This is a genomic window from Enterobacter cloacae complex sp. SYL001, assembly GCF_049237025.1.
In the GTDB taxonomy this organism is placed as follows: domain Bacteria; phylum Pseudomonadota; class Gammaproteobacteria; order Enterobacterales; family Enterobacteriaceae; genus Enterobacter; species Enterobacter intestinihominis.
Map to the genome: position 1 here is coordinate 23,394 of NZ_JBMKJI010000009.1, position 23,420 is coordinate 46,813.

At 56.2% G+C, this 23,420-nt stretch carries 22 protein-coding genes; 20 read left to right on the forward strand and 2 right to left on the reverse strand.

The window, feature by feature from the left end:
* Positions 1–7: 7 nt before the first annotated feature.
* The 3 genes from araH (at position 8) to otsA (ending at position 3,344) form a co-directional block, all read left to right on the forward strand.
* On the forward strand, positions 8–988 hold the full coding sequence (araH, locus tag ACOTZP_RS10965; RefSeq protein ID WP_022648516.1) for an arabinose ABC transporter permease AraH: 981 nt from the start codon (positions 8–10) through the stop codon (positions 986–988).
* A 153-nt stretch (positions 989–1,141) separates the two neighbouring features.
* On the forward strand, positions 1,142–1,945 hold the full coding sequence (gene otsB / locus ACOTZP_RS10970; protein ID WP_022648515.1) for a trehalose-phosphatase: 804 nt from the start codon (positions 1,142–1,144) through the stop codon (positions 1,943–1,945).
* Complete coding sequence (gene otsA / locus ACOTZP_RS10975; protein ID WP_022648514.1) at positions 1,920–3,344, forward strand: alpha,alpha-trehalose-phosphate synthase; 1,425 nt, start codon at positions 1,920–1,922, stop codon at positions 3,342–3,344. Before otsB ends, otsA begins: the two co-directional genes overlap by 26 nt.
* A gap of 15 nt (positions 3,345–3,359) precedes the next feature.
* On the opposite strand, the gene uspC is transcribed toward otsA, so the two are convergent.
* Positions 3,360–3,788, reverse strand: coding sequence for a universal stress protein UspC (gene uspC, locus ACOTZP_RS10980; RefSeq protein ID WP_271075222.1), 429 nt, complete (start codon positions 3,786–3,788; stop codon positions 3,360–3,362).
* A 796-nt stretch (positions 3,789–4,584) separates the two neighbouring features.
* On the opposite strand from uspC, the gene flhD reads away from it, so the two are divergent.
* The 6 genes from flhD (at position 4,585) to cheW (ending at position 9,990) form a co-directional block, all read left to right on the forward strand.
* Complete coding sequence (flhD, locus tag ACOTZP_RS10985) at positions 4,585–4,935, forward strand: flagellar transcriptional regulator FlhD (protein ID WP_003859693.1); 351 nt, start codon at positions 4,585–4,587, stop codon at positions 4,933–4,935.
* A 2-nt stretch (positions 4,936–4,937) separates the two neighbouring features.
* On the forward strand, positions 4,938–5,516 hold the full coding sequence (gene flhC / locus ACOTZP_RS10990; RefSeq protein WP_022648512.1) for a flagellar transcriptional regulator FlhC: 579 nt from the start codon (positions 4,938–4,940) through the stop codon (positions 5,514–5,516).
* 123 nt (positions 5,517–5,639) lie between these two features.
* Positions 5,640–6,527, forward strand: coding sequence for a flagellar motor stator protein MotA (gene motA / locus ACOTZP_RS10995; protein ID WP_003859696.1), 888 nt, complete (start codon positions 5,640–5,642; stop codon positions 6,525–6,527).
* Entirely contained in the window at positions 6,524–7,453 is a 930-nt protein-coding gene (motB, locus tag ACOTZP_RS11000; RefSeq protein ID WP_022648511.1) for a flagellar motor protein MotB, read from the forward strand. The genes motA and motB overlap by 4 nt, the downstream gene beginning before the upstream one ends.
* A gap of 4 nt (positions 7,454–7,457) precedes the next feature.
* The gene (cheA, locus tag ACOTZP_RS11005; protein WP_271086562.1) at positions 7,458–9,467 is read left to right on the forward strand and encodes a chemotaxis protein CheA; all 2,010 of its coding nucleotides are present in this window, start codon (positions 7,458–7,460) and stop codon (positions 9,465–9,467) included.
* A gap of 19 nt (positions 9,468–9,486) precedes the next feature.
* Positions 9,487–9,990, forward strand: a complete 504-nt coding sequence (cheW, locus tag ACOTZP_RS11010) for a chemotaxis protein CheW (protein ID WP_003859699.1) — start codon at positions 9,487–9,489, stop codon at positions 9,988–9,990.
* 96 nt (positions 9,991–10,086) lie between these two features.
* Here the strand turns inward: cheW and ACOTZP_RS11015 are convergent, their stop codons facing one another.
* Positions 10,087–11,346: a dicarboxylate/amino acid:cation symporter gene (locus ACOTZP_RS11015; RefSeq protein WP_023300461.1), complete on the reverse strand. Its 1,260-nt coding sequence runs from the start codon at positions 11,344–11,346 to the stop codon at positions 10,087–10,089.
* A 426-nt stretch (positions 11,347–11,772) separates the two neighbouring features.
* Here ACOTZP_RS11015 and ACOTZP_RS11020 point away from each other — a divergent pair, with 426 nt between their 5' ends.
* From ACOTZP_RS11020 to cheZ, 11 genes are all read left to right on the forward strand, one after another.
* Positions 11,773–12,345, forward strand: a complete 573-nt coding sequence (locus ACOTZP_RS11020; protein WP_022648508.1) for a spore coat protein U domain-containing protein — start codon at positions 11,773–11,775, stop codon at positions 12,343–12,345.
* 7 nt (positions 12,346–12,352) lie between these two features.
* On the forward strand, positions 12,353–12,898 hold the full coding sequence (locus ACOTZP_RS11025) for a Csu type fimbrial protein (protein ID WP_063849179.1): 546 nt from the start codon (positions 12,353–12,355) through the stop codon (positions 12,896–12,898).
* A 16-nt stretch (positions 12,899–12,914) separates the two neighbouring features.
* Entirely contained in the window at positions 12,915–13,676 is a 762-nt protein-coding gene (locus ACOTZP_RS11030) for a fimbrial biogenesis chaperone (RefSeq protein ID WP_023300459.1), read from the forward strand.
* Positions 13,652–16,033 (forward strand): fimbria/pilus outer membrane usher protein, encoded by a 2,382-nt coding sequence (locus ACOTZP_RS11035; protein ID WP_271075224.1) that lies wholly within the window; start codon positions 13,652–13,654, stop codon positions 16,031–16,033. Before ACOTZP_RS11030 ends, ACOTZP_RS11035 begins: the two co-directional genes overlap by 25 nt.
* On the forward strand, positions 16,030–16,992 hold the full coding sequence (locus tag ACOTZP_RS11040) for a Csu type fimbrial protein (protein WP_023300457.1): 963 nt from the start codon (positions 16,030–16,032) through the stop codon (positions 16,990–16,992). Before ACOTZP_RS11035 ends, ACOTZP_RS11040 begins: the two co-directional genes overlap by 4 nt.
* Positions 16,993–17,078: 86 nt before the next feature.
* Complete coding sequence (tar, locus tag ACOTZP_RS11045) at positions 17,079–18,746, forward strand: methyl-accepting chemotaxis protein II (RefSeq protein WP_022648503.1); 1,668 nt, start codon at positions 17,079–17,081, stop codon at positions 18,744–18,746.
* A 44-nt stretch (positions 18,747–18,790) separates the two neighbouring features.
* Positions 18,791–20,392: a methyl-accepting chemotaxis protein IV gene (tap, locus tag ACOTZP_RS11050; protein WP_271075225.1), complete on the forward strand. Its 1,602-nt coding sequence runs from the start codon at positions 18,791–18,793 to the stop codon at positions 20,390–20,392.
* Between the two features lie 19 nt (positions 20,393–20,411).
* A complete protein-coding gene (gene cheR / locus ACOTZP_RS11055; RefSeq protein WP_017384409.1) occupies positions 20,412–21,278 on the forward strand; it encodes a protein-glutamate O-methyltransferase CheR in 867 nt (288 codons plus the stop codon).
* A complete protein-coding gene (locus tag ACOTZP_RS11060; RefSeq protein WP_014884341.1) occupies positions 21,275–22,324 on the forward strand; it encodes a protein-glutamate methylesterase/protein-glutamine glutaminase in 1,050 nt (349 codons plus the stop codon). The genes cheR and ACOTZP_RS11060 overlap by 4 nt, the downstream gene beginning before the upstream one ends.
* Before the next feature lie 17 nt (positions 22,325–22,341).
* Complete coding sequence (gene cheY / locus ACOTZP_RS11065) at positions 22,342–22,731, forward strand: chemotaxis response regulator CheY (RefSeq protein WP_000763862.1); 390 nt, start codon at positions 22,342–22,344, stop codon at positions 22,729–22,731.
* Positions 22,732–22,741: 10 nt separating this feature from the next.
* Positions 22,742–23,386, forward strand: a complete 645-nt coding sequence (cheZ, locus tag ACOTZP_RS11070) for a protein phosphatase CheZ (RefSeq protein ID WP_022648501.1) — start codon at positions 22,742–22,744, stop codon at positions 23,384–23,386.
* Positions 23,387–23,420: the final 34 nt, after the last annotated feature.

Genomic DNA, 23,420 nt, shown 5'->3' on the forward strand with positions numbered 1-23,420 from the left:
GTCAATGATGTCCTCTGTTACTACATCCGGAGCGCCGAAGTCGGCTTTCAGTTTTGGCCGCATCTGGGACCAGTACGGCATGTTGGTGGTTTTTGCCGCCCTGTTCGTTGCGTGCGCGATTTTTGTGCCAAACTTCGCGACCTTCATCAACATGAAGGGACTGGGGCTGGCCATCTCCATGTCCGGCATGGTGGCCTGCGGAATGCTATTCTGCCTGGCCTCCGGCGATTTTGACCTGTCGGTCGCCTCGGTGATTGCCTGTGCCGGGGTCACCACTGCCGTGGTGATCAATATGACCGAAAGCCTGTGGATCGGCGTGCTGGCGGGGCTGATGCTCGGCGTGCTGAGCGGTCTGGTGAACGGCTTTGTGATTGCGCGCCTGAAGATTAACGCCCTGATCACGACGCTTGCGACCATGCAAATCGTGCGCGGTCTGGCCTATATCATCTCCGACGGTAAGGCGGTGGGGATTGAAGACGAGCGCTTCTTTACGCTGGGCTATGCCAACTGGCTGGGCTTGCCTGCGCCTATCTGGCTGACGGTAGCCTGTCTGATCCTGTTTGGTTTCCTGCTTAACCGCACCACCTTTGGACGTAACACCCTGGCGATTGGCGGGAACGAGGAAGCGGCGCGTCTGGCGGGTGTCCCGGTCGTACGGACCAAGATCATTATCTTTGTGCTTTCCGGGCTGGTGTCGGCAGCGGCGGGGATTATTCTGGCGTCGCGTATGACCAGCGGCCAGCCAATGACCTCTATCGGTTATGAGCTGATTGTCATTTCAGCCTGCGTATTGGGGGGCGTATCCCTCAAGGGCGGCATCGGAAAAATCTCATATGTGGTGGCGGGGATCCTGATTCTGGGGACCGTGGAGAACGCCATGAACCTGCTTAATATTTCTCCGTTCTCTCAGTACGTCGTACGCGGCCTGATCCTGCTGGCAGCAGTGATCTTCGACCGTTACAAGCAAAAAGCTAAGCGTACCGTCTGATTTATTTTTAGCCACTTATCTGCTCAACTATTAACCATAGTTGACTCCCTGACCGGCCCGCCAGTTATGCTGACGGGCCGGTTGCTAAATGGCGAGCGCCGTCACACTGTCTATACTTACATGGCTGTTTTGTTCACTGTAAGGAGGATTAGGGTGGCTGACTTGTTAACCGCACCGCCTGTACTGCCCGGAAAATTTGCTTTCTTTTTTGACCTCGACGGGACGCTCGCCGGGATTGAACCGCATCCTGACGACGTCGTTGTACCGGATCTGGTGTTAGAGAATTTGCAGCAGCTCTCCCGACAGAACGAGGGGGCACTGGCATTGATTTCAGGGCGCTCAATGGCCGAGCTGGATGTGCTCGCCAGTCCTTATCACTTTCCGCTGGCCGGTGTGCACGGAGCGGAGCGCCGCGATATCCATGATCAACTGCATATAGTTTCACTCCCCGATACGCTGGTTCAGGCGCTGCATGCGCAACTCTCTTCTGCTCTGGAACTGCTTCCCGGTACGGAACTGGAAGCCAAAGGCATGGCCTTTGCGCTGCACTACCGTCAGGCGCCTCACCATGAGGCGGCGATCTTTTCGGTAGCAAGAAGCGTGGCGGAAGCCCATCCGGAGCTGGCGTTACAGCCCGGTAAATGTGTGGTCGAGATTAAACCAGCAGGAATTAATAAAGGCGCTGCCATTGCAGCGTTTATGGCGGAAGCGCCGTTTAAAGGGCGTACGCCAGTATTTTTTGGGGATGACCTGACCGATGAGGCCGGGTTCAGCGTGGTAAACCAGGCCAGTGGCATGTCTGTCAAGGTAGGGCCGGGTGAAACCGTTGCCGGATGGCGGCTGGAAAACGTCGCCAGCGTCTGGCAGTGGATATCTGATGTCGCTAACCAGCAACAACAACAAATAGCGCAAAACAACGGGAGAAATCATTATGGGTCGCTTAGTCGTCGTCTCTAATCGCATCGCACCGCCGGATGATAAAAAAGCCAGTGCCGGTGGCCTGGCGGTCGGGGTATTAGGTGCCCTCAAAGCCGCGGGTGGTCTCTGGTTTGGCTGGAGCGGGGAAATCAGTAATGATGAGAAACCGCTTAAAAAGGTGTCACGGGGCAATATCACGTGGGCTTCCTTCGCACTCAGTGAGAAGGACTATGATGAATATTATTCCGAGTTCTCAAACGCCGTGCTGTGGCCAGCGTTTCACTATCGTCTGGACCTGGTGAAATTCCAGCGTGAATCCTATGAAGGCTATATGCGCGTTAATGCGCTGCTGGCAGATAAACTGCTGCCGCTGATCGAAGAAGACGATATTTTATGGATCCACGACTACCATCTGCTGCCTTTCGCCAGAGAGCTGCGAAAACGTGGTGTGAATAACCGAATCGGTTTTTTCCTGCACATTCCTTTCCCGACGCCGGAGATTTTCACGGCACTGCCGCAGCATGAAGAGATCCTTGAGGCGCTGTCCGATTACGACCTGCTCGGTTTCCAGACGGAAAACGACAGGCTGGCCTTCCTCGACAGCGTGTCCGGTAAAACCCGACTGGTCACTCACGGCGGCAAATCTCACACCGCGTGGGGACGTAATTTCCATACCGAGGTCTACCCGATTGGTATTGAGCCAGACGAAATTGCCGAGCAGGCCTCCGGTCCATTGCCTCCGAAGCTTGCCCAGCTTAAGGATGAACTCAAGCACGTTAAGAATATCTTTTCGGTTGAACGACTTGATTATTCCAAAGGTTTGCCGGAGCGATTCCTCGCGTACGAAACCCTGCTGGAAAAATTCCCGCAGCATCACGGCAAGATTCGTTATACCCAGATAGCGCCGACCTCGCGCGGTGAGGTTCAGGCCTATCAGGATATCCGTCACCAGCTTGAGACCGAAGCAGGGCGCATCAACGGGCGCTACGGGCAGCTTGGCTGGACACCACTTTTCTATTTGAATCAGCACTTTGAACGCAAAATTCTGATGAAAGTGTTCCGCTATGCGGACGTCGGGCTGGTCACGCCCCTGCGCGACGGGATGAATCTGGTGGCAAAAGAGTATGTTGCAGCACAAGATCCTGCTGACCCGGGTGTGCTGGTGCTGTCTCAATTTGCCGGTGCGGCAAACGAGTTAACCTCAGCGCTGATTGTAAACCCTTACGATCGCGATGACGTGGCAAATGCCCTGAACCGTGCGTTAACTATGCCGCTTGCGGAACGTATTTCACGCCATTCGGAAATGATGGAGACCATCATGAAGAATGATATTAACCGCTGGCAGGCGCGTTTTATTGACGATTTGCGCGCGATCCAGCCGCAAAGTCAGGAAGGTGATCTGCAAAAAAAGATCGCGACCTTCCCTAAACTCGCCTGATTTTCTCCGGGGGCATTAATTGCCCCCAAGAGGCACCAGCAGGACATCAACCTGGCTTGACGAAACGATAGATTTTGCCGAGCATGCCGCACGAGAAAAAAAACTCTGGTTATGATTTCCGCAAATAACCAGGTCAATATTCTCTTTCTGACAGATGTCGAGTATATGCGCGCTTAATTCACCGGTCGCGATAACGGTCTGATGAATCGGATAGTCTGCCCTGTCCACCAACTCTTGCAGGAATTGGTGCGTTTCCTCCTGCAATACCTCACGTATATCTTCCAGCATCGGCGCAGCCAACTGATTATACATTTCGGGTTCCGCGGCCAGCGTGATCAGGCTGATGCGGGCATTGGCGGGGCGGGCGATGGATACGGCTCGGGCGACAAGCTGGTGGCTTTCGGGAGAAACAGCAACTGAAACAAGCAGATGGGAGTAACTCATCACGCACTCCTTTGATGTCAGAATGACAAGTTTCCCCAGCTTTACCGCGAAAATGTCATTACTGCAAGAGGTGAATGCGTCATTAGTGTGAAGCTTATCATAATTATTCATTAATTATTCTTATAAGAAGAATAACTGAAAAGATGGCCTAAATGAAAAAAATTAACAGCTTAACGTAAATTACACATTTTCCCTTCCGGGTGGTTAACACGCCTTAACTCATCATCAACCCGGCGTAGATCGTTACGCAACGAAACTGATTTTTGTGTTGCCAGCGTTAACCCCCTGTTTTTACTTTATTAATTAATGGTAGTTTCAACGTGAAGTTTTCCCCATAGCAGATCAATGCGGATTTGCCCTGTCTTTACATTTCCCAGACCCAATTCCCCCGTCCGGATGCATGAGTATTCGTTCCTGAAGAATATAAACAAGCTTGGGTTGGATAAATAACACCCAAATTACAAGTCACGCTGATGGATTTATAGGTTACATTCGTGTAAATTATGTGACGCAGATCACATTTTTTTTAAATTCCAGGGGGGGCTGCATTGTATGTGTCAAAACTGACGAGTAGAGTTTGCGTCGAATTAGGAAAAATCTTAGTTATTTGTAAGAAAAGATAAAATGTGTAACCGACATTTTGGCCATGTTAACCGGTCACGCGCTTTACGACGTACAAACCTAAATTCAACTATGCATTTGGCCTTTTCTTTTTATACCGGGTGATTTCCCGGCGACATCACGGGGTGCGGTCTTTCCGCATAAAAATAATAGTTGGTTATTCGGGATGGGAAAAATGCATACATCCGAGTTGCTAAAACATATTTACGACATCAATTTGTCGTATTTATTGCTCGCGCAGCGTTTGATTAGTCAGGACAAACCGTCAGCGATGTTTCGTCTGGGTGTTAACGAAGAGATGGCAACCATGCTGGGGGGATTAACACTTCCGCAGATGGTCAAGCTGGCTGAAACCAATCAGCTTGTCTGCCAGTTCCGTTTCGATAACCCGCAGACCATTACGCGTCTGACTCAGGAATCCCGCGTGGACGATCTGCAACAGATCCACACCGGTATTCTTCTCTCCACCCGCCTGCTCAACGAAATCAGCCAGCCTGACGACGTAGCCCGGAAGAAAAGGGCTTAACAATGAGCGAAAAAAGCATTGTTCAGGAAGCCCGTGATATCCAGCTGGCAATGGAACTCATCACGCTGGGTGCGCGTTTACAAATGCTGGAAAGCGAGACGCAACTGAGCCGTGGTCGTTTGATCAAGCTGTACAAAGAATTGCGTGGTAGCCCACCGCCAAAAGGCATGCTGCCGTTTTCGACTGACTGGTTCATGACCTGGGAGCAGAACATCCATGCTTCCATGTTCTGTAACGCCTGGCAGTACCTGCTTAAAACGGGCTTATGCAGCGGCGTGGATGCCGTGATTAAAGCCTACAAACTTTACCTTGAGCAATGCCCGCAGCAGGAACAGGGACCCCTGCTGGCGCTGACCCGCGCCTGGACGCTGGTGCGTTTTGTTGAAAGCGGAATGCTTGAATTGTCGCGCTGCAACTGCTGTGACGGCAATTTTATTACCCACGCGCACCAGCCTGCGGGCAGCTTCGCCTGTAGTTTATGCCAGCCTCCATCCCGAGCCGTAAAAAGACGTAAACTTTCCCGGGATGCTGCCGATATTATTCCACAACTGCTGGATGAACAGATCGAACACGCTGTTTAACCCGAACCTGTGGGCAAGATTCCAGCAGCGGTAAGCGATTACCGCTGCTTTTTTTTACCCTGCGTTCAGGTCACGCGCTCGAAATGAACGTCCTGCCATAGTCACTAGCGGAAGGATGATGTCGTGCTTATCTTATTAGGTTACCTGGTAGTTCTCGGTACAGTTTTCGGCGGTTACATGATGACCGGCGGGCACCTTGGAGCACTCTATCAACCGGCTGAACTTGTCATCATCGGCGGTGCAGGGGTAGGGGCTTTTATCGTTGGTAACAACGGTAAATCGATCAAGGGCACGCTGAAGGCGATTCCGCTGCTGTTTCGTCGCTCGAAATACACCAAAAGCATGTATATGGATCTTCTGGCGCTGCTCTATCGCCTGATGGCGAAGTCACGTCAGCAAGGAATGTTCTCGCTGGAGCGGGACATTGAAAACCCGAAAGAGAGCGAAATTTTCGCCAGCTACCCGCGTATTCTGGCTGACGCGATGATGCTCGATTTTATCGTCGATTACCTGCGACTGATCATCAGCGGCAACATGAACACCTTCGAAATTGAAGCCCTGATGGACGAAGAGATCGAAACCCACGAGAGCGAATCCGAAGTTCCGGCCAACAGCCTGGCGCTGGTGGGCGACTCGCTTCCGGCGTTCGGTATCGTGGCGGCGGTCATGGGCGTCGTTCATGCCCTGGCCTCGGCGGATCGCCCGGCGGCTGAACTGGGCGCCCTGATTGCCCACGCAATGGTGGGGACGTTCCTCGGTATTTTACTGGCATACGGCTTTATCTCCCCGCTGGCGAGCGTGCTGCGCCAGAAGAGCGCTGAAACCACCAAAATGATGCAGTGCGTGAAAATTACGCTGCTCTCAAACCTCAACGGTTATGCGCCACCGATCGCCGTCGAATTTGGTCGTAAGACGCTCTACTCCAGCGAACGTCCGTCGTTTATCGAACTGGAAGAGCACGTGCGCGCGGTGAAAAACCCCAACCAACAGACGACAACTGAGGACGCATGAAAAACCAGTCCCATCCGATCGTCATCGTAAAAAAACGCAAGCATAAGGGGCACGGGCACGGTTCTCACGGCTCATGGAAGATCGCGTACGCCGACTTTATGACCGCCATGATGGCCTTCTTTCTGGTGATGTGGCTGATCTCCATCTCCAGCCCGAAAGAGCTTATTCAGATTGCGGAATATTTCAGAACGCCGCTGGCGACGGCGGTCACCGGCGGGCCGCGCATATCGAACAGCGACAGCCCGATCCCCGGCGGCGGTGACGATTACACCCAGCAGCAGGGCGAAGTGAAAAAACAGCCTAACATCGATGAGCTGAAAAAACGGATGGAGCAGGCGCGCCTGAAAAAACTGCGCGGTGACCTGGATCAGCTGATTGAGGCGGACCCTAAACTGCGCGCGCTGCGTCCGCATCTGAAAATTGACCTGGTGCAGGAAGGGCTGCGTATTCAGATCATCGACAGCCAGAACCGACCGATGTTCAAAACCGGCAGTGCCGACGTGGAGCCCTACATGCGCGATATTCTGCGTGCGATTGCACCGGTGCTGAACGGCATTCCGAACCGCGTTAGCCTCTCCGGTCACACGGATGATTTCCCGTACGCCACGGGAGAGAAGGGATACAGCAACTGGGAGCTTTCTGCCGATCGCGCCAACGCCTCGCGTCGCGAGCTGGTGGCGGGTGGGCTTGATGATGGCAAGGTCCTGCGCGTGGTCGGCATGGCTGCAACCATGCGCCTGACCGACCGCGGACCGGATGACGCCATCAACCGTCGTATCAGTCTTTTAGTGCTGAACCAGCAGGCGGAGCAGGCCATCCTGCATGAAAACGCCGAAAGTCAGAATGAGTCACTGGACGATTTAAAACAGCCTGGGGCCGTCCCTTCGGCTGCCGTTCCAACATCGCCACCAGCCAATCCGAGGTGATAGCGTGAGCATGGATATTACCGATTTTTACCAGACATTTTTTGATGAAGCCGACGAATTGTTGGCCGATATGGAGCAACATTTGCTGGATCTGGTGCCCGAGGCACCGGACTCAGAACAGCTCAACGCCATCTTCCGTGCGGCGCATTCCATTAAAGGCGGAGCCGGAACGTTTGGATTTACCATTTTGCAGGAAACGACCCATTTAATGGAAAACCTGCTGGATGAAGCACGACGCGGTGAGATGCAGCTCAATACCGACATTATCAACCTGTTTTTGGAAACGAAAGATATTATGCAGGAACAGCTCGACGCCTATAAAAGTTCGGCAGAGCCTGATGCCGCCAGCTTTGAATACATCTGCAACGCGCTGCGTCAGTTAGCGCTGGAAGCCAAAGGTGAGGCGTCTGCGCCCGTTGTCCCTGCGGCAAAACTGAGCGTTGTTGACGCCGCGGCCAAACCAGACAGTGCGCCTGATGCGCCCGCAGGAAAATTGCGCGTAGTGCTGTCACGGCTGAAAGAGAACGAGGTCAACCTGCTGGAAGAGGAGCTGGGTAACCTGGCGACGCTCAGCAACGTGGTGAAGGGTAAAGACAGCCTGGCCGCGACGCTCGACGGCGGGATCGGTCAGGATGACATTGTGGCGGTGCTGTGCTTCGTGATTGAAGCGGATCAAATTGCGTTTGAAACCGAGGCGGCGGCCGTTGAAGTGCCCGCGCCGGCAGAAATTGCCCCTGCGGTAGTTGCCGCTGCTCCGGCCCTGAAAGCCGTGCCAAAAGAGACGGCCGCCCCGGCCCGCGGTGAAAAACCGGCGGCGCGTTCCAGCGAGTCCACAAGCATTCGCGTGGCGGTGGAGAAAGTGGATCAGCTGATCAACCTGGTGGGTGAACTGGTGATCACCCAGTCGATGCTGGCCCAGCGCTCCAACGAGCTGGACCCGGTGACCCACGGCGATCTCATCACCAGCATGGGCCAGTTACAACGTAACGCCCGCGATTTGCAGGAATCGGTGATGTCCATCCGTATGATGCCGATGGAATATGTCTTCAGCCGCTTCCCGCGCCTGGTGCGCGACCTGGCCAGCAAGCTCAACAAACAGATCGAACTCACGCTGATGGGCAGCTCCACCGAGCTGGATAAGAGCCTGATTGAACGCATTATCGACCCGTTAACGCACCTGGTGCGTAACAGCCTCGACCACGGCATTGAGCTGCCGGAAAACCGCGTGGCAGCCGGAAAATCGCCAGTGGGCAACCTGGTCCTGTCAGCAGAACATCAGGGCGGCAACATCTGCATCGAAGTGACCGATGACGGCGCAGGCCTGAACCGCGAGCGTATTCTGGCGAAGGCGATTTCGCAGGGCATGGCGGTCAACGAAAACATGACTGATGAAGAAGTGGGCATGCTGATTTTTGCCCCAGGCTTCTCAACCGCAGAGCAGGTCACCGACGTTTCCGGCCGCGGCGTGGGCATGGACGTGGTGAAACGTAACATTCAGGAGATGGGCGGTCACGTTGAGATCCAGTCTAAGCAGGGCACGGGCACCACGATCCGTATCCTGCTGCCGCTGACGCTGGCCATTCTTGACGGCATGTCCGTTAAAGTGGCGGATGAAGTCTTTATTCTGCCGCTGAACGCGGTGATGGAATCCCTCCAGCCGCGCGAAGAAGATCTGCATCCGCTGGCGGGCGGCGAGCGCGTGCTCGAAGTGCGCGGCGAGTACCTGCCGCTGGTGGAACTGTGGAAAGTGTTCGAAGTGGACGGGGCAAAAACCGAGGCCACGCAGGGTATCGTTGTGATCCTGCAAAGCGCCGGACGCCGCTACGCGCTGCTGGTCGATCAGCTGATTGGTCAGCATCAGGTGGTGGTTAAGAACCTGGAAAGTAACTACCGCAAAGTGCCGGGGATCTCTGCTGCCACCATCCTGGGTGATGGTAGCGTCGCGCTGATCGTCGATGTATCGGCACTTCAGGGATTAAATCGTGAACAACGTGTGGCGAACACAGCCGCCTGATTAAGTAAAAGGTAATAACATGACCGGTATGAGTAACGTAACGAAACTGGCGGGCGAGCCATCTGGGCAGGAATTCCTGGTTTTCACTTTAGGTGATGAAGAGTACGGTATCGACATCCTGAAAGTGCAGGAAATTCGCGGGTACGATCAGGTAACGCGCATCGCGAATACGCCAGCGTTTATCAAGGGTGTGACCAACCTGCGCGGTGTGATTGTGCCTATCGTGGATCTGCGCGTGAAGTTCAGCCAGGGCGATGTGGAGTACAACGATAACACGGTGGTGATTGTTCTGAATCTGGGGCAGCGTGTGGTGGGGATTGTGGTGGACGGCGTGTCAGATGTGCTGTCGCTGACCGCCGATCAAATCCGTCCTGCGCCGGAGTTTGCGGTCACGCTGTCGACGGAATACCTGACGGGGCTGGGTGCGCTCGGCGAGCGTATGCTGATTCTGGTGAATATTGAGAAGCTGCTGAACAGCGAAGAGATGGCGCTGCTCGATATTGCGGCGAATCACGTGGCATAAAATAATGCCGGGTGGCGGCTTCGCCTTACCCGGCCTACAAATGGCTCCAACACGTAGGCCGGGTACGCGTCAGCGCCACCCGGCTCTTATGTATCTTTACGCCTCCTGCTCCACCAGCTCAGCCTCAACTTCCCGCGCCCCTTCATTCTGCGACAGCATCGCCGTCGCAATCCCGTTCCCCAGCACGTTAATGGCCGATCTCCCCATATCCAGGAAATGATCAATCCCCATCAGCAGCAGGATCCCGGCCACCGGAATATTAAAGCTCGGAATGGTTGCCGCCAGCACCACCAGCGACGAGCGCGGTACGCCCGCAATGCCCTTCGAGGCCAGCATCAGCGTTAACATCAGCACCGTCACCTCGGTAAAACTCAGGTGAATGTTGTACGCCTGGGCAATAAACATTGAGGCGAACGAGCAGTACACCATGGAGCCGACCAGGTTAAACGAGTAGCCGATCGGCAGGACGAAAGAGGCGATATTCCGTGAACAACCAAAGCGCGCTAACTGCTCCAGCGTTTTAGGGTATGCCGCTTCAGAGCTGCTGGTGGTAAACGCCACCAGCACCGGATCTTTCAGCATCGCCACCAGACGGAAAATCTCTTTCTTCAGTACCATGTAACCCACGGCCAGCAATACCAGACAGGTCAGGAGGATCGCCACATAATAACCGCCAATAAACGAGGCATAGTTCAGCAAAATGCCCAGCCCCTGGGTGGCAATGACGGACGAAATCGCCGCGAAAATGGCCAGCGGCGCAACGTACATCACGTAGCCCGTCACCTTCAGCATAATGTGGGATACCACATCCAGCGCCGCGACCAGCGGGGCGTTGAATTTTTGGCCCAGTGACGCGCCGCCAATGCCGAAGAACATCGAGAAGACCACAATTTGCAGGATCTCATTGTTCGCCATCGCGCCGGCAATGCTGGTTGGAATGGTGTGTGACAGGAAGGCTTTCAGCGACATCCCGCTCACGGCCAGGCCGGTATCAACCGTCTCTGTCGGAATGCTCAGGTTCAGACCGCTGCCGGGTTGTTCAAGGGTAACAATAAACAGCCCCACCAGAATGGAAAGTACGGATGAGCTGATAAACCACACCATCGCTTTACCCCCGACGCGCCCAATCGTAGACGTTTCACCCAGCCTCATAATGCCCACCGTCAGGGTGCTGAACACCAGCGGGGCTATCACCATCTTGATCAGCCGCAGGAAAATATCGGTCAGCAGGGTGATGTTCTCCGACCAGGCCTGTATCGCGTCGGACGAAGCATACTCATGGATCGCCGCACCGGAAAGAATGCCCGCCAGCATGAAAATCACGATGAAGAGCGTGAGTTTGTTTGCACTTGCCACAAAAAGATCCTCTATGCGCTAAAAGAGTTTCCTGCGTCAATGCATACAAAATTTTTATTTAAGCGCAGGAAAATATTCGGGGCATAAATTGAAGTAAAGCTGCGTGAGTTACAACTTGTTTTTAATTTTTATGAAATTCGTTGTTTTTATCATGACGATATATTGTGACTCAGATCACACTACAGGCGATATATCCTCAAGTTAAGCAAGAATAATGCCCATTTTTTTTGCTAACCCTTTGTAATGTTTGTTAATAACCTGTTAATTCGAGCGGGGTTGCCCTCTTTTTGATGAAAGTGGTTGAAGTGCTAACCATAAACTAAATTCTCAGTAACCGCGCCGGGGAATGTTTAAGCGGGGCTAACATACTGAACAGTATGAATAAAATATGGCAAGCGAACCTATATTTCTTCTGGAGGGTGGTAAATGAAAAGAAAACTTCTTTTTATCTGCGCGGGCACGCTGCTGACGGCGGCAACGGTCGGTCAGGCTCTCGCGGTCACCAGTAGCGGCACTATCGGCGCGACGTTGACGCTGACCAACGGCTGCTTGATCAACGGCTCGCCAACGCAAAACGGCATTAACTTCGGGACGCTGGATTTCGGCACTCATCCTGCAACATTCTCCACCCTGACAACCCAGTTAACCGGTGCCAGCGGAGGAAACACCTTTACCATTCAATGTACCACTGCCAGTTACACGGTGGCGATCACCGGCAACACTAACGCTACCGCACCCGGAACCGTTGTCGGCACCCCAGGTACGCCGGGCCGCTATCTGGTCAACACCGCCAATGCGGCGCAGGGCGTTGCCTACAGCCTGTTCAGCGATAGCGGTTACAACAACGTGGTTGCAAACAATGCCGCGTTGCCGGTCGCCTCTACTGCGGGTGGGGTGGATAGCTACACCCTCTACGCACGCATTACGGGCGGCGGCAATAGCGTGACGGTCGTACCGGGAACCTATACCGACACGATTAACGTCAGCGTCACCTACTGATTCAGCCATGAAGGCATTGTTATGTCTGCGCGACAGCGCAGAGGGCGTCGTGCACCCTTTTTTGACCCTGTTCGTCGGGCTGATGTTGATCCCAGACGCCGGGGCGGTGACGTCCCAGTCATTCAGGGTGAGCGCGACGGTTGTGCCTGGATGCTCGGTGAGCACCGGCACCGGCGGGCGTTTCGGTACGCTGAATTTCGGTACCCGCAGCGGCGTGGAGAGCGCACCGGTCAGCACCAGCTTTGTTGCCGACGGCGCGTTGTCCATCGCCTGCACACCGGGTGTGGCGCTAAGTATGAGCATTAACGGCGGTCAGAATTATAGCTCTGTGCGGCGGATGACGCGTTCAGGCGGGACTGAAGTGGTCGGTTACCGGCTCTACAGCAGCAGCTCTCTGGCCGCAAACAGTGAAATTGGGGTTAACCAGGCAATACCGATTACCTATACCAACAGCAATAACATCGCGCTGCCTCTTTTTGGCGTCGCGCTTTTGACCGGGTTTAGCCCGTCAGGAACGTATTCAGATCAACTCACCGTGACCTTGTCATGGTAGGAAAGGGAGAGCATTGATGAAGCCATTTTTCAGGCGGTCAGGCCTGTTGAGTCTGTTGGGGATAACGGCCCTTACAGCGGTTAAGGCGCAAGCAGCCGCAACCATTCTTCTTTGGCCTATCGATCCGTGGCTTTCGGCAGACGCCAGAGCAACTGAATTGTGGATCCAGAATCAGGGCAACAGCGCCACGACAATGCAGATACGCATTGTGCGCTGGAAACAGGAGGGCGGATATGAGCGTTACACCGCCCAGCAGGATGTGGTCGCCAGCCCGCCGATCGTGACTATCGCTAAAGGCAGTAAACAGCTTATTCGCCTGATTAAGCAGGGGACGATCCCGTCCGGCGTCGAGCAAGCCTACCGCATCATTGTGGATGAGATTCCCCAGCCGGATGCCAAAGCGGAACCGTCTATGGGCCTCAAACTGCAAATGCGCTATTCCATTCCCTTATTTGTTTATGGACAGGGGATCCCCACCCTCAACGAAGGAGAGCATCACGCGCTGGCGAACACTCAGCAGCTCAACTGGCGGGTCATTCAGGAGGAGGGGAAACCCGCGCTTGAGGTCCGCAATCAGGGAAACGTTCACGTCAGGCTCAGCCAGGTTGCGGTTGAGCAGGGCGGGCAAAAACGCACGGTTGCCGAGGGGCTGCTGGGTTATGTGCTGCCAGGCAGCACCCGAAGCTGGCCGCTTCCGGCAGGGATTTATCAGCCGAATCGGATGAGCGCGCAAATTAATGCCAGGGATACACAATGGCAATCGACGCCCGTCAACTGAAACCGGCGATGATGATCCTGCTTTGCGTCAGTACCAGCGCATTTGCCGAAACCGGCGACGACAGTTTACCGCCGCCGGACGCGCGGACGATGAACGGCGAAGCTGTATTCCAGCTCGCCCTGGTGCTGAACCACTATGACACGGGTCTGGTGGTGCCGGTGACGCAGCGCGAGGGCGCCTGGTTTATTTCAGGAGCGGATTTGCTTCGCGCCGGACTGCCGCAGGAGCATGTGCCTGCCGGAGAGGTGAACCTTTCAACGCTCTCATCGGTACGCGTAGAGTATGACAGCAGCGCCCAGCGGCTCATGCTGACGGTCCCCCGGGACTGGGTTGCGGCGCGGATCACGTCGTTTAGCGGTCAGAGCGCGCAAAGCAAGCCGCATTATGGCCGGGGCGCGCTGCTCAACTACGACGTTTATACCAACCATACCGAACACACGGGCGGCCAGGCGTCGGTGTGGCATGAGTTCCGCTATTTCAACGAAGACTATTCGTTTTCTTCGACAGGGTACGCCCGACAGAATTTCGCCGGAAGCAGCGGGCAGCAGGAAGGATACGTGCGCTATGACTCAACCCTGCTGATCACCAACGAGGAGGATGCCACCACGTGGACCGTTGGGGACGTCATCAGCGATGCGCTGAGCTGGAGCACCAGCGTGCGGATGGGCGGGATCAGCTACGGGCGCGACTTCTCCCTGCGTCCGGATCTGGTGACCTGGCCGCTGCCGGCGTTTTCCGGTGAGGCGGCCGTCCCGACCTCGATCGATCTCTTTATTAATGGCTACCGTTCCGGCTCCACCCGCCTTCAGCCGGGGCCGTTTACCCTCACTAATCTGCCGTACATCAACGGCGCAGGGGATGCGGTACTGGTCACCACCGACGCGCTGGGACGTCAGGTGAGCACCACGCTGCCGTTTTATGTCAGCAGCGATCTGCTGAAGCAGGGGTTAAGCGACGGCGCCGTGACGCTGGGCAGCCTGCGGCGCAACTACGGTATAGAGAATTTTGACTATGGCCCGGCGGCGGGCAGCGGATCGTATCGCTACGGGGTGACCGACTGGCTGACGCTGGAGGGGCATGCGGAAGGGGCGGAGTCGCTGGCGCTCGGCGGCGCGGGCACAGTGCTGAAGCTCGGGCGTTTTGGCGTGGTGAACACGTCTTATACCCAAAGCCGGATGCGCGGCGACGAAGGGGGCCAGATGAACTGGGGCTATCAGTACAGCACCAGCGAGTTTAGCGTAGCGACCCAGCATACCCGACGCGACCGCGGCTTCGGCAACCTCGCCCTGTACGATCAGCCCACCGTTTATGATGAATATGATAACCCCGTTGCCAGCCTGAGCCGCAATACCGACCAGTACTCCTTAACCTTTAACCTCGGTGATTACGGCAATATCGGTGCGGCGTGGATCGGCGTGGAGAGTTTTGACAGCCGGAAAACCGAGCTGCTCAACCTCTCCTGGAGCCGAAATCTGTGGCGCTCAAGCAGTATTTACCTGGCGGCCAGCCGTGACCAGCAGCGGGACGACTGGACGGTTGCGCTGTCGTTGCAGGTCCCTCTGGGCGAACGTGACAGCGCCGCCGTTACCTTTGAAAACACGCCTGACGCAGGCAGCACTCAACGCATTAACTACAACCACTCGATGCCGTCTGACGGCGGCTTTAGCTGGAACATGGCCTGGGCCAACCAGTCGCGGTCGAGTAACTATCAACAGGCCACGCTCGGCTGGCGGAATAACAATGTTGAGCTTCAGGGCGGCGGCTACGGTGAGAAGGGGATGATGACCTGGTGGGGCGAGGCGATGGGCTCTGTCGTCCTGATGGACGGTGAGCTGTTTGCGGCGAACAAAATCAACGATGCGTTTGTGGTGATCAGCACCGACGGACATCCGGACGTACCCGTCAGCTACGAGAACCAGCCGGTTGGTAAAACCAATAACAAAGGTTATCTGCTGGTCAGCGGCGTTTCCGCCTATTACCCGGCGAGCTACCGCATTGATACCCTGAACTTACCTGCGGATACCCGGCTGAAAGAGACCGAGCGTCGGGTGGCGATTCGTCGGCATAACGGTTATCTGGTGGATTTCCCGATGGAGCAGGAGCGGGTTGCCAGCGTGATCCTGCATGACGCGCAGGGCAATCCGATCCCGGTGGGAAGCCAGGTCAAACGCGCGTCCCGCAGTAGCGCGGTTGTTGGCTACGACGGCCTCGCCTGGCTGGAAAACCTCAACGATGTGAATCCTCTGGAGGTCATCACCCCGGACGGTAAACGCTGTATCGCAACGTTGAACGTGGGCGCAAATCCCGAGCATAAGCTGCAAACCTACGGTCCGCTGACCTGCCGGGAGGCGCCGTGAAACGCCTGTTGATAGCCATACTGTTGCTGTTCTCGGGCAGCGGCTGGGCGGCCTGCACCGTCAGTACGGTGAACGCCTCGTTTGGCAGCGTCACCTCATTCGCCCTGAGCAGTACGGGGGAGGTGCAAACCACCGGCACGCTGGTGGTGTCCTGCGATACTGTTCTCAACCTGCTAACCAACGACTCGGTGACGCTGACCTACACCTCGGCGTCGATAGCCGCCAACAGCCGCGCCACCATGAAACGTACCGATAATGCGGCCATCGCGGACGTTATCCCCACGCGCCTGTGCGGTGCCACTGGCTGCGGCGGAAACAGTGAAGTACAAATCAGCAAAACCTATACCTGGAATGGCAACACCCTGCTCGGGCTGCTGGGGTCAAGGCGCTACAACATTCCGCTTTATTTCCGTACTGTGCCGGGGCAGAACGTCACGGCCGGGCCGTACCAGGTGTTGTTAACGTTCAGCATCAACTACAACGTGTGCGCCGTTGGCGCGGGCGGGCTATGCCTGACCCCGCAAACCGGCACGGCAACTACCTCCATTCTCCTCAACATGACCGTCACCAACGATTGCAGCACGATGACCACGCCGGACGTGAATTTTAACAGCGCGCCGCTGGTGCAAAATTTTCCCACCGTTTCGCAGTCGATCGCCGTCACCTGCACCAAGGGCAGCACCTACACCATAGGCATTAATAATGGAGCAAACGCCCTGAACAACGTTCGTCGTATGGTTAGCGGCAGCAATTTTATGAGTTACGACATCTATAAAGAGGCGACCAGCAACCGCTGGGGCGGCAGTGGCAGCGAGCGCTGGGCCAGCGCCAGCTCATCCCAGGTCAGTACCGACGGGCTTTTACGTACTTATAACTACAGCGCTAAAGTCCTGACCAGCCAGGCCACGCCGCCTGCCGGAACCTACACCGACACGCTGATCGTTGACGTCGCGTTCTGACTCCCCGCGCTTTTCCCTTTCGCAAATGTAAAGTTCCCGTGGCCCCTGCCGATAACACCGTTAATCAATTGATGAGAAGGTGTTGTATGTTGAACCGTATCCGCGTTGTCACAATGCTTATGATGGTGCTGGTCATTTTCGCACTTCTTCAGCTTATTTCTGGCGGCCTCTTTTTCTCCTCGTTAAAACAGAACCAGGACAGCTTCGCGGCCTCGAACGATTTGCGGATGCAGCAAAGCGAACTGACCACAACCTGGGATCTGATGTTGCAGACGCGTATCAATCTGAGCCGCTCGTCTGCCCGCATGATGATGGATCCGAACAACCAGCAGAGCAGCGCAAAAACGGAACTGCTGAAGAATGCGCGCGCCACCCTGGCAGACGCGGCGAAACATTACGAGGCCTTCAAAAAAATCGCCCCTCAGCCCGCAATGGCGCAGGCGAGCGCGAACATAGATGAAAAATATCAGGCCTACTTCGCCGGCCTCACGGAGCTGGTGCAGTTCCTGGAGAAGGGCAATATGGATGCCTATTTCGCGCAGCCGACCCAGGGCATGCAGAACGCCCTCGGCGCGGCGCTCGGCGAGTACGCCAAAGCCAGCGGCGAGCTTTATCACTCCGCCTTTACGCAAAGCCAGAACGACTACCGTTTCGCGAAATGGCAGATGGCGGTGCTCGCCCTCGCGCTGGTCATCGTGCTGGTGGCCGTGTGGTACGGCATTCGTCATATCCTTCTTAATCCGCTTGGCCGCGTCATTGCCCATATCCGCGATATTGGCCGGGGCGATCTCACGAAAACGCTGACCGTTTCTGGTCGCAACGAGATCACCGAGCTGGCGACCAGCGTCGACCATATGCAGCGTTCGCTGATTGATACCGTCGCCAACGTGCGCGAGGGGGCGGATGCCATCTATACCGGCACGAGTGAAATCGCGATGGGCAACAACGATCTCTCGTCCCGTACCGAACAGCAGGCGTCCGCTCTGGAAGAGACGGCGGCAAGCATGGAGCAGCTCACCGCGACCGTGAAGCAGAATGCCGACAACGCCCGTCAGGCGTCGCAGCTTGCAGAAAGCGCGTCCGACACCGCCCAGCGCGGCGGTCGGGTGGTCGACGGCGTGGTGAAAACCATGCATGACATTGCCGACAGCTCGAAGAAAATCGCCGATATCATCAGCGTTATCGACGGCATCGCCTTCCAGACCAACATTCTCGCCCTGAACGCGGCCGTTGAAGCGGCGCGTGCGGGCGAGCAGGGACGTGGGTTTGCCGTGGTCGCTGGCGAAGTACGTAACCTCGCCAGCCGCAGCGCCAATGCGGCGAAAGAGATCAAAGCCCTGATTGAAGACTCTGTTTCACGCGTGGATACCGGCTCGGTGCTGGTGGAAAGTGCGGGTGAAACCATGAATGACATCGTGAATGCCGTGACGCGCGTGACGGACATCATGGGTGAAATCGCCTCTGCATCGGATGAGCAGAGTCGTGGTATTGACCAGGTCGCTCTGGCGGTATCTGAAATGGATCGTGTGACGCAGCAAAACGCCGCCCTGGTGCAGGAGTCCGCTGCCGCGGCCGCTGCGCTTGAGGATCAGGCGAGCCGCCTGAAAATGGCCGTCTCGGCGTTCCGTCTTACTTCAAAAACAACAAATACGGTCAGCTCGCGGTCAGCGTACAGCGAAGCAACCCCGGCGCCCGTGACAACACCTACGCGCGCAGCGGTGACCGGACAAGATGAAAACTGGGAAACATTTTGACTGACAATTAAACCGCGGCTGCTTGCCGCTTGATGGGAGCGTGGATGTTAAATCGTATTCGTATCTCGACCACACTGTTTTTGATTCTGATCCTGTGTGGGGTTTTGCAGGTTGGCAGTAACGGGTTGTCTTTCTGGGCGTTTCGCGATGGCTATCAGAATTTGCAGGAAGTTGAGACGAGTAATCAGCAGCGCTCCGCACTGGCACAAACGCGTGCCGTGCTGTTACAGGCAAGCACTGCGCTGAACAAAGCAGGGACGTTAACCGCGCTGAGCTATCCGCCGGATGATATTAAGGCGCTGATGGTCGTGGCCCGCAGCAGCCTGAAGCAGGCCGACGCGCAGTTTAAGGCGTTTACGGCGCAGGAGGCGGTGAGTGAGAAAGAGAAAACGCTGAAGGTCGCCATGAAAAAGAACTTTGATGTGTGGTACGGCGATCTCGACCATCAGGCGACGTGGCTGGAGAACAACCAGCTCTCTGACTTCCTGACCGCGCCGGTGCAGGCGTCTCAGGCGGCATTTGACGACAGCTTTAACGCATGGCAGCAGGATATTAACCAGTTTGTGGCGCGTGCCGGTGCGGACAGCCGTACCAGCTACCGCATGTCAGGGGTGATTTTCCTGACCATGGTGATCCTGGCCGCCCTGCTGACCGGCGGCTCGCTGTGGTGGTCGCGCAAAATGATCGTCCAGCCGCTGGCGATCGTCAGCAGCCACTTCGACAGTATGGCGAAGGGCGACCTGGCGCGTCCGGTGGCCGTGTATGGCAGGAATGAAATATCAGCGATTTTCGCCAGCCTGAAGGCGATGCAGAGTTCGCTGCGGGAAACGGTAAGCAATGTTCGTCAGGGCAGTTACGCCATGCATACCGGGATCTCCGAAATTGCGGCAGGCAATAACGACCTCTCATCCCGCACCGAACAACAGGCGGCATCGCTGGCGCAGACGGCGGCCAGCATGGAGCAACTGACCGCGACGGTAAGCCAGAACGCCGATAACGCGCGTCAGGCGTCCGACTTGTCAAAACAGGCGGCGATGACGGCGAAACGTGGGGGCGAGCAGGCTTCTCACGTCGCCAGCACGATGCAGCAGATTGCCGCCAGCTCGCAGAAAATTGGCGACATTATCAGCGTCATCGACGGTATCGCGTTCCAGACCAATATTCTGGCGCTGAACGCGGCCGTTGAAGCGGCGCGTGCCGGAGAGCAGGGGCGCGGGTTCGCGGTGGTTGCCGGTGAAGTCCGAAACCTCGCCAGTCGCAGCGCCAACGCGGCGAAAGAGATCAAAGGGCTGATAGAAGAGTCGGTCTCCCGCGTTCAGCAGGGCTCCGCGCTGGTGGATACCGCCGCGCAGACCATGCACGAGACTGTCACCTCCGTGACGCGGGTTAACGACATTATGGGCGAGATTGCCTCGGCGTCTGATGAACAACGCCGTGGTATTGAGCAGGTGGCGCAGGCCGTTACACAGATGGATCAGGTTACGCAGCAGAACGCCTCACTGGTGGAAGAGGCGGCGGCGGCTACCGATCAGCTGGCAAACCAGGCGGATCACCTTACCGGGTTGGTCGCCGTATTTAATGTGAAAGAGCACGTTGAAGCAGTAACAGAAGTCGGACGGTCACAGGCCGTGCCCGTTGTATCCTGAATGTGATTGAGAAGGCGCTATGACATCACCCATGCCCTCAGGGCAAACGTCATTATTGTTGCAGATGACACAGCGCCTCGCGCTGTCCGACGCGCATTTTCGTCGGATATGTCAGTTAATCTACCAGCGTGCGGGGATCGTGCTTGCGGACCATAAGCGAGACATGGTCTACAACCGGCTGGTGCGGCGCTTGCGCACGCTGGGGCTGGATGATTTTGGCCGCTATCTGAGCATGCTCGAAGCGAACCAGAACAGCGCCGAATGGCAGGCATTTATCAACTCATTAACTACCAACCTGACCGCGTTTTTCCGTGAGGCGCATCACTTCCCGGTGCTGGCGGAACACGCCCGTCGCCGTAGCGGAGAGTATCGCGTCTGGAGCGCGGCAGCCTCTACCGGGGAAGAGCCGTACTCGCTGGCCATCACCCTTGCAGACACCCTGGGAATGGCGCCGGGCCGCTGGAAAGTGTACGCCAGCGACATCGACACCGAAGTGCTGGAAAAAGCCCGTAACGGCGTTTATCGCCAGGATGAACTAAAAACGCTGTCTCCTCAGCAGCTACAGCGTTACTTCATGCGCGGTACCGGCCCGCATGAAGGACTGGTGCGCGTACGCCAGGAGCTGGCGAACTGCGTGGAATTTGCTCCCGTTAATTTACTGGATAAGCAGTACAACGTGCCGGGGCCATTCGACGCCATTTTTTGCCGTAACGTGATGATCTATTTTGATAAAACGACGCAACAGGACATCCTGCGTCGCTTTGTTCCGTTGCTCAAGCCTGACGGTTTACTGTTTGCCGGGCACTCGGAAAACTTCAGCAACCTCGTGCGTGAGTTTAGCCTGCGTGGGCAAACGGTTTATGCGCTGAGTAAGGAAAAAGCATGAGTAAAATCAGGGTATTGTCTGTCGATGATTCGGCGTTGATGCGTCAGATCATGACCGAAATCATCAATAGCCACAGCGATATGGAGATGGTGGCAACAGCGCCCGATCCGCTGGTCGCGCGGGATTTAATCAAAAAATATAACCCCGACGTGCTGACGCTGGATGTCGAAATGCCACGCATGGATGGCATCGATTTCCTGGAAAAATTAATGCGCCTGCGCCCGATGCCGGTGGTGATGGTGTCATCTCTGACCGGTAAAGGTTCAGAAATCACCCTGCGCGCGCTGGAGCTGGGGGCGGTGGATTTTGTCACCAAGCCGCAGCTCGGCATTCGCGAGGGGATGCTGGCGTACAGCGAGATGATCGCCGAGAAAATCCGTACCGCGTCGCGCGCAAAACTGGCGGCCCACAAGCCGATGGCCGCGCCGGCAACCCTGAAGGCCGGACCGTTACTCAGCTCGGAAAAACTGCTGGTCATTGGGGCGTCAACCGGAGGAACAGAGGCAATTCGCCATGTACTCCAGCCATTGCCGCTCTCAAGCCCGGGTATCCTGATTACGCAACATATGCCGCCGGGCTTTACCCGCTCATTCGCGGAGCGCCTGAATAAGCTGTGCCAGATCAGTGTGAAAGAGGCGGAAGACGGCGAGCGCGTGCTGCCAGGTCACGCGTATATCGCCCCGGGTGACAAACATATGGAGCTGGCGCGCAGCGGGGCGAACTATCAAATCAAAATTCATGACGGGCCGCCGGTTAACCGGCACCGTCCGTCGGTGGATGTGCTGTTTCATTCGGTGGCGAAACATGCGGGGCGCAACGCCGTGGGGGTGATCCTGACGGGGATGGGCAACGACGGCGCCGCCGGAATGCTCGCGATGCACCAGGCTGGCGCCTGGACGATTGCGCAGAATGAAGCAAGTTGTGTGGTGTTCGGCATGCCGCGCGAGGCCATCAATATGGGTGGCGTAAGCGAAGTGGTCGATCTTAGCCAGGTAAGCCAGCAGATGCTGGCGAAAATCAGTGCCGGACAGGCAATACGTATTTGACTCAGGAGTATTATTTTATGGCGGATAAAGAGCTTAAGTTTTTGGTTGTGGATGACTTTTCCACCATGCGTCGCATTGTGCGCAACCTGCTAAAAGAGCTAGGCTTCAACAACGTTGAAGAAGCAGAAGACGGGGTGGATGCGCTGAACAAACTCCAGGCTGGCGGGTTTGGTTTTGTGATTTCCGACTGGAACATGCCGAACATGGACGGTCTCGAACTGCTGAAAACCATCCGCGCGGATGCAGGCATGGCCTCTCTGCCGGTGCTGATGGTGACCGCAGAAGCGAAGAAAGAGAACATTATTGCCGCTGCACAGGCGGGCGCAAGCGGCTACGTGGTGAAGCCATTCACCGCGGCGACTCTGGAAGAGAAGCTCGGGAAGATCTTCGAGAAACTCGGCATGTGAGGTGATGGAAATGTTGCAACCTGCTATGAAACCCGTTGAAGAACATTCGCCGAGCGACATTATTGCCCGTATTGGTAGCCTGACCCGCATGCTGCGCGACAGCCTCCGTGAGCTGGGGCTGGACCAGGCTATCGCCGAAGCGGCGGAAGCCATCCCCGACGCGCGCGACCGTCTGGACTACGTGGTGCAGATGACCGCGCAGGCGGCCGAGCGAGCGCTGAACAGCGTTGAGGCGTCACAGCCGCACCAGGATGCGATGGAGAAGGGGGCGAAAGCGCTGACCCAACGCTGGGATGAGTGGTTTGAGAACCCCATTGAGCTGGCGGATGCCCGCGAACTGGTAACGGACACCCGTCAGTTCCTGGGCGATGTGCCAGGGCACACCAGCTTCACCAATGCGCAACTGCTGGACATCATGATGGCGCAGGATTTCCAGGACCTCACCGGCCAGGTGATCAAGCGCATGATGGATGTGATTCAGGAGATTGAACGTCAGCTGTTGATGGTGCTGCTGGAAAATATTCCGGAACCGGCTGCCCGTCCGAAACGCGAGAACGAAAGCCTGCTCAATGGTCCACAGCTTGACACCAGTAAAGCGGGCGTGGTGGCAAGCCAGGATCAGGTGGACGATCTGCTGGACAGTCTTGGTTTCTGATTGCCCTTCTGCCTCAGGCTGTGAACGCGGCCTG